The organism is Bacillus sp. PK3-067, from assembly GCF_056738645.1.
Genome location: NZ_CP096490.1, coordinates 3,099,098 through 3,112,536 on the forward strand (window position 1 = coordinate 3,099,098; position 13,439 = coordinate 3,112,536).

11 protein-coding genes are annotated in these 13,439 nt (G+C 34.3%); 1 reads left to right on the forward strand and 10 read right to left on the reverse strand.

The window, feature by feature from the left end:
* Positions 1-34: 34 nt before the first annotated feature.
* The 6 genes from M1D73_RS15910 to M1D73_RS15935 all read right to left on the reverse strand — a co-directional run bounded on the left by M1D73_RS15910 (position 35) and on the right by M1D73_RS15935 (position 4,285).
* Positions 35-865 (reverse strand): GNAT family N-acetyltransferase, encoded by an 831-nt coding sequence (locus tag M1D73_RS15910; protein ID WP_000562832.1) that lies wholly within the window; start codon positions 863-865, stop codon positions 35-37.
* Between the two features lie 165 nt (positions 866-1,030).
* Positions 1,031-1,435, reverse strand: coding sequence for an arsenate reductase (thioredoxin) (gene arsC / locus M1D73_RS15915; protein WP_000428364.1), 405 nt, complete (start codon positions 1,433-1,435; stop codon positions 1,031-1,033).
* Positions 1,436-1,455: 20 nt separating this feature from the next.
* Positions 1,456-2,496, reverse strand: a complete 1,041-nt coding sequence (arsB, locus tag M1D73_RS15920; RefSeq protein WP_000826551.1) for an ACR3 family arsenite efflux transporter — start codon at positions 2,494-2,496, stop codon at positions 1,456-1,458.
* Positions 2,497-2,514: 18 nt separating this feature from the next.
* Complete coding sequence (locus M1D73_RS15925) at positions 2,515-2,952, reverse strand: ArsI/CadI family heavy metal resistance metalloenzyme (protein ID WP_001271013.1); 438 nt, start codon at positions 2,950-2,952, stop codon at positions 2,515-2,517.
* A gap of 60 nt (positions 2,953-3,012) precedes the next feature.
* Positions 3,013-3,318: an arsenical resistance operon transcriptional regulator ArsR gene (gene arsR, locus M1D73_RS15930; RefSeq protein WP_002026021.1), complete on the reverse strand. Its 306-nt coding sequence runs from the start codon at positions 3,316-3,318 to the stop codon at positions 3,013-3,015.
* A 457-nt stretch (positions 3,319-3,775) separates the two neighbouring features.
* Entirely contained in the window at positions 3,776-4,285 is a 510-nt protein-coding gene (locus tag M1D73_RS15935; RefSeq protein WP_001076326.1) for a DinB family protein, read from the reverse strand.
* Between the two features lie 347 nt (positions 4,286-4,632).
* Here M1D73_RS15935 and M1D73_RS15940 point away from each other — a divergent pair, with 347 nt between their 5' ends.
* Positions 4,633-5,178 carry a dihydrofolate reductase family protein gene (locus M1D73_RS15940; RefSeq protein WP_000529753.1) on the forward strand — a complete coding sequence of 182 codons (546 nt, stop codon included), beginning with the start codon at positions 4,633-4,635 and terminating at the stop codon, positions 5,176-5,178.
* Positions 5,179-5,406: 228 nt separating this feature from the next.
* Here M1D73_RS15940 and M1D73_RS15945 read toward each other — a convergent pair whose 3' ends face one another.
* The 4 genes from M1D73_RS15945 to M1D73_RS15960 form a co-directional block, all read right to left on the reverse strand.
* A complete protein-coding gene (locus M1D73_RS15945; RefSeq protein WP_001261126.1) occupies positions 5,407-7,263 on the reverse strand; it encodes an alpha/beta fold hydrolase in 1,857 nt (618 codons plus the stop codon).
* A 58-nt stretch (positions 7,264-7,321) separates the two neighbouring features.
* Positions 7,322-7,888, reverse strand: coding sequence for a TetR/AcrR family transcriptional regulator (locus tag M1D73_RS15950; RefSeq protein WP_001072324.1), 567 nt, complete (start codon positions 7,886-7,888; stop codon positions 7,322-7,324).
* A gap of 356 nt (positions 7,889-8,244) precedes the next feature.
* Positions 8,245-11,127 carry a collagenase ColA gene (colA, locus tag M1D73_RS15955; protein ID WP_121868437.1) on the reverse strand — a complete coding sequence of 961 codons (2,883 nt, stop codon included), beginning with the start codon at positions 11,125-11,127 and terminating at the stop codon, positions 8,245-8,247.
* A gap of 915 nt (positions 11,128-12,042) precedes the next feature.
* Positions 12,043-13,233: an MFS transporter gene (locus tag M1D73_RS15960; RefSeq protein WP_000064481.1), complete on the reverse strand. Its 1,191-nt coding sequence runs from the start codon at positions 13,231-13,233 to the stop codon at positions 12,043-12,045.
* Positions 13,234-13,439 lie beyond the last annotated feature (206 nt).

Genomic DNA, 13,439 nt, shown 5'->3' on the forward strand with positions numbered 1-13,439 from the left:
AATCTCAAAGTGTAAATTGTAAAGTATACCTAGATTATTCAAATAAAAAATAATATCCCACATAGTTAAATACATTTGTAAACCCTACATTTTCTACAACTGCAACAGAAGGCTTGTTCAATTCCATACAGTCCCAATATGGAATAATATCATTCTCCAAACAATCTTTCACAAAACTATGCGCTATCTTTTGAGCTAATTTTCTCCCTTGGTGACCTTCTATCGTTTCAATATCTATACAGTGTATATTTTCAAAGACGAATCCTGAAAAACAAACACTCACAATTACATCATCATAAACAATGCAATAGCCAATCCCCTCATTGAAAAAAGAATCCGGTGAAGACCAAAACTCTAAAATTTTTGATTGTAAAAAATCAATGTTCTTAAATGTATTATTATTATTTTCATAGAGAGCTTTACTCATTTTCAGTACAGTATATCTCTGTTCAAATTTAGGCTCATGATGATTTTCATAATCCTCTTTTCCTAGCATATACACTCTTTGATTCCAACTCTTTAATTTACGATGCTGAAATATTCTTTCGATTGTTTTATTCCACTTCGAATGATTCCCGATTCCTTCAAAGCAATCTAATCCTACTTTCCTCGCCTCAGGTACTATTACATGATTAATAAAACGATTCACTTCTTTATTAAACTCTTCATTTTCAGCATCTCCAATAAAGAAGAAGCCATCATTATTACCTAACCAAATGAGTCCCGAATTAGGAGAAGTCACGTTATCTACAAATATACGACCAGGATTCACTCCTGCAATTACAGCACGTACCTCTAATTGACCTTGTTCATTCACTAAACGATTACACCTATAAAAATCATCCTTGCTTAGTTCACAGATCATACGTTACACCCCTTTTTTAAACTGTTCTATTCTAACTTTACCATTTTTACATAATATTCTGTATTTTTACTAAGAGTAGTTTTAAAGCGATGCGATAAGTAAATGAAATACATAATAAAAAAGAGCCAATCTCCAACACAATAGAAGATTGACTCTTTCCTTTATTTACTCACCTGTTTCAGAAAATCGTTTTATACGTTCACCAATTTCATCGCGAACACGTTGAAATTCAGACCATTCTTTTCCTGCCGGGTCATCAAATCCCCAGTGAACACGATTTACGTGCGAAGGTGTCGAAGGACAAACAGAATCCGCATGACTACAAAGTGTAACGACTAAATCAGCATTATTTAAAATGTTTGTATCAATCATATCTGATGTTTGATTTGTTATATCGATATTCACTTCATTCATTGCTTTAATCGCATTGGGATTCACTCCATGTGCTTCGATTCCTGCAGAATATACATTCCACTTACCTCCTAAATATTGTTTACCCCACGCTTCTGCCATTTGGCTTCGGCATGAATTTCCTGTACATAAGAAATAGATTGTTTTTTTGTTTTCCATGTTGTTTTCCACCTTTGTTTTTAAGTTGATTGATCATTAAAATATTTACGTTTAAACCAAAAAGCGACATTTACAAGTGCAATCATGACAGGTACTTCGACTAACGGTCCAATGACAGCTGCGAATGCTGCGCCCGAATGAATACCAAACACACCAACTGCTACAGCAATTGCTAACTCAAAGTTATTACTACCTGCTGTAAATGCTAACGTTGTCGTCACCGGATAGTTTGCACCAATGTTTCTTCCCATAAAGAAAGAAACAAAAAACATTACAATAAAATAGATTAATAACGGAATCGCTATTCTTACCACATCTAGTGGCACGCTAACAATCATCTCTCCTTTTAAAGAGAACATAACGATGATTGTAAATAGCAATGCAAGTAATGTAAGTGGACTAATTTTAGGTATAAACACTTTTTCATACCACTGTCTTCCTTTTAACTTAACTAGTACAAAGCGTGTCAACATACCTGCTATAAAAGGAATTCCTAAATAGATACATACTGATTTTGCTACTTCTATCATTGTAATATCGACAATAGCACCTTCAATCCCTAACCATTCTGGAATTACAGTTACAAATACGTATGCATAAACTGAGAAAAAGAGCATTTGGAATACCGAATTAAAAGCAACTAAACCTGCCGCATACTCTTTATCCCCATCAGCAAGATCGTTCCAAACAATTACCATTGCAATACAACGTGCTAACCCAATCATAATGAGACCAACCATGTATTCTGGTTTATCAGGAAGAAAAATAATTGCTAACACAAACATAAGTATCGGACCAATAATCCAATTTTGTACTAAAGATAGCACTAACACTTTTACATCTTTAAATACTCGGCCCATTTCCTCATAGCGAACTTTCGCTAACGGTGGATACATCATTACAATTAAACCAACAGCAAGCGGAATAGACGTCGTTCCAACCTGTAATGTATTCAGTCCGTCTACTACACTAGGGAACACAAACCCTAAACCAATCCCAACAGCCATCGCTAGAAAAATCCATAGTGTTAAATATCGGTCTAGAAAAGATAAACGTTTCATTTTATTTTCCATCTCCTATTAACAACAAGAATTTTTAGCTACCTCATTTGAAGTCGCGCAACAAGATGACTCTTCAATTTTGTGAACATTACTATCTGCTTTCGTATAAAAGAATTCCCACTCATTCCCATCTGGATCTGTTACCCAAAACTTATCTTGCACTGCATAGCAACAAGTCGTATCCATCTCATCACGCGCGAAGAAACCTTCTTTTTCTAATCGTTCTTTATGCAATGTAATTTCTTCAGCTGTATCCACTTGGAAACCAAAATGATTTACCTGATTTCCCTTCACTTCATCTCGCACGTTCAGCGTAAAATTAAGTCCTGGCGTCTCTAATAAAAATTTTGCATAATCTGTTTTCACTTTAACTGGTGAAACACCAAATACCTTTTCATAAAATTCAATAGACTTCTCTAAATTCGTAACGTTTATACCGACGTGAACATATCTCATACCTTATTCCTCCTTTTTATATATCATTAATCAATTTTTTTTGATTAATAACTCAAAATTTTAACAGCAACTACCTTTCCCTGTTTTTCTAAAGATACAGCACAATTCTTCTGATAATAAATTATTCACTTCCGCATCATTTAAATCATAATAACTCCACGTACCTTTTGTTTCTTTTACAATCAAACCTGCATCTAATAAAATTTTTAAATGATATGATAATTTAGATTGCGTCATTTCAAAAACTTCTGTTAAATCACATACACACGTCTGTCCTCGCTGGCAAAGTTCATACATGATTTCTAAACGTTTCTGATCCGCCAACGCTTTAAACTTTTTCTCATAGAGCTGAAAATTTTGTGCCACTGTAGTTCACTTCCCTTCATCAACTTTTTTTGATGTTTATAGTATATACGTAGATGAGTTCTATATGCAACTTATTAATCAAGTTTTTTTGATTTATCTAAAAAACTTCCTCGCATCATATCTTTGTTACAATTAAAAAAGACCATAACCTTTTCAAAAATGAAAAACTATGGTTCTTTTTACAACTTAATAGTTACAATATTTCCGAGAAATGGAGTCTCTATAACTATTTTAAATTTTAATTTGATCATTATAGAGTAGTGCCCCATCACCCTCAATCTAAGAAAAACAAATACCCCAAAATGAGAAAAATCGATATGCTCTTGTTTTTGGTGCATATTCATAAAAATAGTCTAAATCCTTAAGTTGATGGTTGTGGGGCGGGCCCCCCATAAGAACGGTATCTAAAAGATTGTATGATAGGTGTTAGTTCCATTCCAATGGCCTCAGCCGGCGATTAACTCAAATACCGATTTCGGATGACCGCCATGTGATGAAGTTCGTGTCCTGCGACGCCGTATGCGAGGGCGCGCGCCGTAATGCTTAGGTTGTTGGCTGTGCCCTTGCGGGTCCACGCCTCCGCTGGTAGCCCGCGCAACAATGTAAGCGTTGATTGCCGTACGGCCCGGTAGTCTTCGGCCAATTGCGCGGTTGTCCAGCTTCCGAAAGGAGGTATGAATAATTCCTGATCGAAACCGGTCAGAGGCGTCTGGTCCCCTCTTGCGAACCGGAGCAGGCGGTAGGTCATGACGCGTTCCGCGTCTGTAATGTGGCCCACGACTTCTTTCAGCGTCCATTTTCCTTCCGCATACCGATATGTGGCCTGGCTTTCGGTCAACGATGCCAGGAGCTCGGTCATTTGCTTTTCCTGGGCGAGCAGAATATCGATGATGTTACCGTCCGGCACCAAACGGATATATTCGCCGGAGCTCCCGGCATATTCTACTTCTGACGGTCTTTGATTCATGCGTAGTCACCTCTTTATGTAGATATAGAAAATTATAGCACTCGTCTATGTCTAATAAATTCGCGAAATAATAGAACTTCCCTTCTAATAATTGAGGATAAGCAACTATTTAGTCAGTCGCCACACTATCCTGATTCGTTAGCACAATAAGCAACGCTAATCAATAATGCATAAAAATTAGAAGTTATACAATATTTCAAAGTTATTAATATATATTAGATTATTCCGAAACATATATAAATACATTTTGTCGAAACTATTAAAAAGGGAGAATTTCTCTAGCTGGAGAATTAATAATTGTGTTACCAATATGTAAAAATCTCAATTTAAAATTAAAGGAGAACAAAATGGGACAAATAATTGTATCGATGTACCTCTCACTAGATGGTGTCATGGAGGAACCAGCTTGGACTGCTCCATACTTCAATGAAGAAGTAGCAAAGTTTCAATCCGATTTACTGTTTGAAAGTGAAGCGCTTCTACTAGGGCGAGTAACCTATCAAGGTTTTGCAGCTGCCTGGCCTTCTATGACTGATGAAGAGGGTTTTGCTGATAAGATGAACAGCATACCTAAATTTGTTGCTTCAACAACTTTGGAAAAAACCGAATGGAATGCAAATCTTATCAAGGGTAATATTGTAGAAGAAATATCGAAACTGAAGGAACAGCCCGGTCAGAACCTTTTAATTTATGGTAGTGGTGAGCTTATACAGACATTGATGCAACACGACCTCATTGATGAATATCATTTTATGGTCAATCCTGTTATCGTGGGAAGCGGAAAGCATCTCTTTAAAACCGGAAACGATACAAAGGCTTTAAAACTGATCGAAACAAGAACGACCAGTTCAGGTGTCGTTATTCTTTCCTATCAGCCGGAGAAAAAAGAATAATTATTGATAAATTATATAAACAAAAAAAGATTGACTCTTTCAGATCAGGAAAAGTTAAAAATAACTTCCAATAACAAGAATAATGTAAATAAGCTGTCCATGTGGACAGCTTATTGTTTTTTTGCTTAGCGTGCAAAATTCGCGTCTTGTTCGCGTGACCCCAAACAGTACGATTTTATTTCAAAGACACAACGATCTTACTACACACTTTTTATTTATCCCACACTCTCATCTACTAATATTACTATTTTTTATTACTAATGTTGCCGTTTCACTCGGATGGCTAAGAGGAAAATGATGGCCATATGGAACAAAATCAACCTTACCAAGATGCGATGGAGCAGAATAGCCTCTGTCATACTCCCCCCAAATAATGTGAAGATTATACTTTGTTACTTCATTGAAATCACCTTGATCATTTTTTAGTAGTAAACTGTTAAGCTGAACCGTAGTATTTAAAATTCTAGGAGAAGTAAAACTGTTTCTTATTTTTTCAATATAATATTCAGGGATGCTCTCCATACTTTCAAACAAACCATTACTTAATAAATATCGCCCTATCAAATTAGTAGTTGCCAGTTTTAATTTCCATTTGTTCATAAATTGAGGAACTTTTAGCGATTTAGCATTTTTTTTAACAACAGGCGGCTGAAGTAAAGTGATTGAATACTTCTTATCTATGTACTCTTGTACCAATGCTTCCAGAAGAATAAACGCACCGAATGAATGGCCAATTAGATGTGCACCATTAGTAGCTTTCTCCAATAATTTTTTCACTACATTCAAATAGATATCTAGAAGATTTTTCTCTCGTTTAAAAGGAGAACGTCCCAAACCTGGAAGATCCAAAATCCATACAGGTTGACCAGTTTTTTCATGAAGCTCTTGTGCTAAAGGAAATAAATCCTCTCCATCACTCAATAAACCATGTAATAAAATAAACGGTTTACCCTTTCCTTGTAATTGGTAAAGGGTAGTGTTATCGCATAATGTTCGTTTAAATAAATGATTATGCCGGCCATTTTGATACATCATTCGATAATCCAGATCAGCTACTACGGCAGGGAAAAATTTCATTACACTCGTCTTCTTAAACCAATCTCCTCCCATAATTTTTTTCGCTGAAACATTTAAAAATTTTTGTCTTGTAATAAAATTCAGTCCATCAGAAGGAATTTTTGTTATTTTACTTCCTCCACTATTCATAATTGCTTTCATAAATGGCATTGGAACAGAGATTTTTGGTGCCCTCATATTCATACTTTCCGACATAATACTTAATAATTCAGCAATGTTCTGATCGTGCTGTTTGTCTTCAACAAGTGTATATGTTTGAATAGTCGGTTGCTCCAATCTGAAAACCTGCACAATAAACTTCGCAAGCTCATCGTTTGAAATAAGTGGTAACCTATATCCCTTACCTCCAGGAATCACTGGCATGAGCCCTCTTCGCATACTCATCACAAGCAAACCTAACCCTGCTATCTGCTCTGTACTCCCTGTTTTACTACTACCGACTACAGTTGGCGGATTAATTACAGAAAGCGGATAACCTACTGCTGATGCCTGCTGACGGATATAAAGATCTGCTAAAAATTTTGTTCTCTCATATGGATTTTTTATTTTCAAATAATTGTTTCCTTCTTTAAACACATCAATTGCAATCTTGCTATTTTTATCATCAAAAGGACTCATATAGCCTACAACATGAATAAATTGTTGCAAACCCTTCAATTGATGAATACTTTTAGCTAATTCACTAATATGTTTGGCGCCATTTAAAAATACGGAAGCTGCCTCTTTACTTGTCGCTTGAATATCCATGGGGCCTCCTGCGTGAATAATCACATCCGTTTTCAATACCCTCTCCTTATCTTCAGCACTTAGACCTAAATCTATTTTCGTCAAATCACCTTCAATAAAGTGCATAACTTCCTTTTTTAAGATGCCTCTTTCTTGAAAAAGGCGTGTTGCTTTATTTTTCGACCTCACTAAAAGAAGAATTTTAACATCCTCTTTGGCTAATTCTTTTACCAATTGCTTTCCAATAAAGCCTGTTCCGCCAGTTAAAAATACTGTTCTCATATAAAATCCCCCTTTTAGTACTACTTAGTACTAATTTGATGTAAAAAAAATGCTTCTTTTATCGAAGCAATTTTAAAAAATGATCTGCTGTTTTCGTAATTACAGTTGCATCCTTCAATGTTTCTGAAATAAATAACGCTCCTTCAAGATTTGTAATAAAAAGTGATGCAACCTCATCAATATTAATCGTATTTCTGAATTCTCCATTCTCTACCCCTTGTTTAAGTAATAGAGAAACTTTCTTTTGTAATCCTGTAAAAAAAAGACCTATTTTTTCTTTTATTTGCGTGGCCTGTGTAGGACTTTGAATATAAAGAGTAATAAATGGACAGCTTCCCTTATACTCTCTCGATTGAACTCCTTGTGATAATTGCTTTAAAAACAGTTGGATACGATCTTCAACTAAAAATTGGTTCTGAGAAAGTACGTCATCAATTGCAGATTGATACATTTCAATCCAATAATCAACAACCCCTTCTAATAATACTTCCTTATTAGAAAAGTGATAATACACATTAGACTTTGAAACTTTGCTTACACGTACTAATTCATCCATACTTGTATAAGCAAACCCTTTTTCTAAAAATAATGTTGCAGCTACTTCAATCACACGTTTTTGATTCATTAATTTTACCTTTGTCATAACTAGAACTATATAGTACTAATTTAAATATTGCAAGTATTTATGTTAATTTAGAAAAAAGTTGAACTGAACCCCGAAATTGTTCATTCACTATCGTCTAATAGAAGTCACCATACATGCCCATCAACTTAAGAAAAAGAAATGCCCCCAAAACGAAAAAATGAGCGGCTTCTCAGAATAATTATCTGTAGAGAAAGAAAATTTTAATTTAGGAGTATATGAAAATATTAGCTTGATGGTGATGTGGTGCTCCCCCAATATGTAAATAAAAAGTAGGAGGAGCCTATATTAACAGACTCCTCTTTAAAATAGCCATTCTATACATGTTAGAAATAAATTCATTTTACTAATAATGAATATTCACCGTTTTTATCATCGAATTTATATACATTTAAATAATATTTACCTGGTTTCGCTGCGAATTTCCCCTTTATAACATTTCCTTCATCTTCACCACAAGCTACATAATTTTGCATGTCTGATTCATGATAAAGCACCCATGTCATCCCAATATTTTGTTCATTTACCACAGAAATATCTACTTCTTTTGGATCTGTAACATTAAACGTATAAACATCTGTTTGATCAGGAGTAATCAGATTTCCTTTTACAAGCGTATTAAACGGGAGTACCTTCTCCTCTTCATAAGATTCACTTGTTTGCGGATCTTGTTTTACAGTAACTTTTGTTTGTTCTTTGCTTTCTTTTCCTCTACTATCTTTTACTGTTAGTTCCACAGTGTATGTTCCTTTTTCTCCATATACATGGGTAGGATTTGCTTCTGTACTTGTAGTACCATCTCCAAAGTTCCATAGATAAGAAATAACTTTTCCATTTTCACTTTTTGTACCATCGCTATGAAATTGAATCTCTTCATTTACTATCCCGCTGTATGGTCCATTCATATTTACTATAGTAGTTGTTTTTTCCTTTTCCTCTGTCGCAACACCATGAAAAACAATATCATATTCAAACTGGTTAGCTGCATTCACACGATAGTTTACGAAATAGGCTGTAACTGTTTTATAACCACTCCAACCTTTTTGGGATAACTGCTCTAAAGTTTGGTTTACTTGTTTACTCATCGCTTTCCAATCTTCAGACTCACCTTTTGATGTACCACCTGTGTACTTGCCTTCCACGGTAAATGTATTAAAGAATTGCGACTCATATTTTGTAATTTTGGCATCTTTTATATTTGCTACATCCACAATTTCGTTTTTCACTTCAGCTAGCGGCTTTGGTGCATGTTGAATTAAATAATCATTTGTTACTTTCGGTACATTATATTTATCTTGATTATCAATCAACTGCTGCATATACGCTTGATATTCTGCATTCAATTGTGTATTGTTGCTCAATGATTCACGATATGAGTCATAATTTTTCACATCGTTTGCACGGATTAAATCTTGAAGCTTATCAAATGTTTCAAATTGATGATTATACAAATATGACTGTAGTGCAAAGGAATACTTATAAAAGTCCCATGATCCATATTTTGAGAACAAAGTTTGCTTTGCTGTATAACGACTTGCTGGATTAGATGATAAGCCACTTATCATACTTTTACGCGGAACAACATTATTTGTACGTGTAGATCCTGCAAAAAATTCTGCATTTCCTTCTTGGAACCAAGTTAATCGTTCATTTTGATACATTTCTCCGCTTCCAAATAAACCAGGAACCTCATACCTTCCTTGTAAATAATGAGTGAATTCATGACGGAATAACTCTTCTAAACTATAAATACTCTGCTTTGGCGTACGCTCATATGTAAAGAAGGTCCCCTTCTCTTCAATATAAATTCCACCGTTGTTTGTTTCATATCCATATAATTGTCTATTTAATTGATATTCATCTGGATTATTATAAATTACTATTGTTAGTACATCATCAGCGTTACCTGGTTCTAGCGCTTTATCATTACCAATTACACGGTGATATTGTGCTTTTACTTCTTTGGCTGCCCAATATAATTTCTTAATTTTTTCTTCTGTTACTTTATCTCCCGTCTTGAAGACAATCGATCCGTCATCAAATGTATATGTTTTAGGTAAGTATTGTCGTTTCCCTTCTTCACGTATTTTCTGTAGATCTACTGCATTTCCACTATAATCTTTTCCACCATAGTTTGTTTTCATTTGTTCTACTGCTACAAAATAAGGTCCACTTAGACGAGGATACAAGCTCATCGCTTGTGTAATAACTTCCAATCCTTTGTATGGATTACTATGAAATTTCCCTAAACGACCTGCATAATAAATGCCATTATTAATTAGCCAACTATTTTCATTTGTTATATTCCCCACGAGAGCAATTCTACTAACCTCATTTATAAAGTTATCAATCTTTCCATACCACATTGTTTCATTAGGTTGCTTATTCGTATCCTGCAAATAAGACTGTATATCATAATCAATTCCTTTTACAATTTCATATACGGCTTGTCCTTTCGCATAATCGCTTACATACGTAGAAAGATTATCATTATAGTGTTTTAAAACATTTACCGCATACTGTACTGTTTCAGTATCACTAGAGGCATTACCAATTAATTTTCCATACGCAGTTACTACTCTATCTTGCTCAGCTGTACCTAATGTGAAGTTTCGATTTTTCGCGATTGCTTTCAATGCTGGTAAACACTTGTCATGGAAGCTTCTCTCTTTTAAGTAACTTAATTCATTATTATAATATCCCACATAAAAAGCAGAACGTAATACTTCAACAAATGTTTCAATGCCCTTTGAATTTTCTTTCGTAAACGTCCTTCCTCGTTGTCCTAATTCATTAATGATAACGTTCATGCGTTCTTTATTCTGATAAAATGCTTTCGTATCTTGATTGAATTGAAATAAATCCGTAATTTGATTCCAAGAAATTTTTGATAATGTATCAATGAGTTCGCTATTAGGCATTTTATTCAGTTCTGCCAAAGTATAGCTTTGCTTTAATTGAATTTCATCACGTTTCATAACCAGAGTAGGACGTTGTGAAAAATCTCCTATTTTTAAACGCTCTTCAAAATTCAAAGTTTCGTCCGCTTTTGTAGCATGTACAATTTCATCTTTTGAAGTTTCTGTCCCCATTGGTTTCATCTGTAAGATATTATAGGGTGCTGTTTCTTCTGCTGATACCTGTGTTTGAATACTTCCAAATGATAATGCCATTGTACTAATCCCAATCATCATTTGGGTAAATCTTAAATTCTTGTTCATTACATTTCCTCCATTTATATATTCCACCCAAAAATATAACATTTTATCTTAATAAATTATTATAATATGTATTATTTCATATTTAATTACATGAATTTCCCTATAAAATGATATTAAATAAAACATTATAGAATTTTTTTCTTTTTTCATTCTTACTCATGAATTGGGTATATCTTTTGTTTGAAATTTACGAGTTCATCGCAAGAAACCAAACTCTCTGGCAAAATTTCGTAAGATATTTGACGATAAAAATCTTTGAATTTCTTAAGTAAATAGTTGTAATTCATCGGATACAGAAATAGATATACAAAAACGTCATCCTTTCTTATAATTTTACAAAAAGAATAACGTATTTTTTTATAAAAAATACTCGTCAAAGTGTAAAACAAAAAGGGCTATCTCAGCCCTTTTTGTTTTATAAATCCTCTATATTATATTCGGTATATTCCTCATAATAGTAACTAATATTAATACTTTTCATGAATATTTCATGACTATTTATTTCATCTACTAATGCATTTTGGAGTAAATGCTTAATTTCAATATCTTTAATTGGGCTGCGTTCTATTGCAGTAAATAATCTTCTTTATCAATTTTATTGCAGTCGATCACCTGATGAAGTTCATTTTTAAAGATTAAATCTAGCCATATTCTATTCGCTCTACCGTTTCCTTCTCTAAAGTGGTGGCTATATTCATTTCAACTTAAAGAGAGTCTGTGTTTTGGCACAAGCTCTTTTTTATTACATTTCAAATATATTCAACAAGGTGAGTCTTTTGCAATTACAGCAATATAGAAAAAAAGTCTGGTTCTGATATAAAAACTTCAAAATAAACGCAATTAATCTATAAAGCTCGGACATACCAATGAAGAAGCATTCAAACGAATCCGGGCTGTTTAAATTTGATTATAAAACTATTCTTCTCTAGCAAAATAAAGCAAGGCTATGGTCGGAAAAGCGATTCCTATCCATAATGTTAGATTCCATCCTCCTAAGGCATATGCCCATCCTCCAATAAAGGATCCAACAGCACCTCCTAAAAAGAAAATAGCCATAAATAGCCCATTTAATCGACTACGAATTTCTGGACTCAACGAGAAAATTAAACGTTGGCTAAGCACAAGGTTTGCAGATACTCCCATGTCCAACAGAATTGCAGCAATTACTAAAACAGCTATTCCAAAGGACGAGCTACTTTGAATAAAAAGTGGGAGTATTAAAGAAATAATAACAACAGTGAGAGCTATCCCAGTGGCGGGTCGTGTCCAGCCAAGATCAGCTAGACGACCACCTATTGGAGCGGCTATTGCACCTGTAATTCCGACAAGTGCATATAATGCTATGGCAGTCTGAGAAAAATGAAAAGCAGGACTAAATAATAATAATGGAACAGTGGTCCAGAATAAACTAAAAGCCCCAAATACACAAGCATGATAAATGGCGCGACGGCGTAAAATTGGAGTAGTACGTAGCAGTTGCCACATTGAATTAAGTAAGGCTATATAATTTGTTTTTGCCTTTGGTTTCCTAGTAGGGAGTACTTTCGATAATACAAACGCTAAAACAATAATTACAGTAGCAGATAAAGCAAATATTGCATTCCATCCCCACATATCGGCTACTAGACTAGAGATCGGTCGCGCAAGCATAATACCTAATAACAGACCACTCATGACATTGCCAACTACGCGACCGCGTGCATTCTCAGATGAAAGATATGATACAAGAGGTACGAGCACTTGCGCTGCGACCGAACCCAGTCCGATAAAGAATGAAGCAATTAACAACAAGGTTGCGCTTTTTACAAAAACCATAGAAATGAGTGCAAATGCACTTAAAAATAACAATATAAGTATCAATTTTTTATTCTCAACAATATCCCCCAAAGGCACAAGAAATAATAAGCCAACAACATATCCAATTTGAGTTAGCGTTACAATTAATCCAGCGCTACTATTAGAAAGCCCAATTTCATTACTAATTAGCCCAATTAAAGGCTGTGCATAATAAAGATTAGCCACAATAATACCACATGCAGTTGCTAAAAGAATGATTAAACCTGATGAAATGTCCTTATCAATTGCTTTATTTTTAAAATTAGACATAAGTATTTCCTCCCATACTTTTATTTCAAAATTACTAAATCACTTTGGCAAGTACTACTGCGATGCCATTTTTTATTGTAATAAATTAAGTCTGAGCTAATTTCCATTCTGCTTTTAAAAGGTCCAATTTCCTCTCTTTTCCCCCCCCTTTTCTAAATGTTTTTTAGCAATGTAATTTGTGATTTTTGGAACCTAAATATATCCAT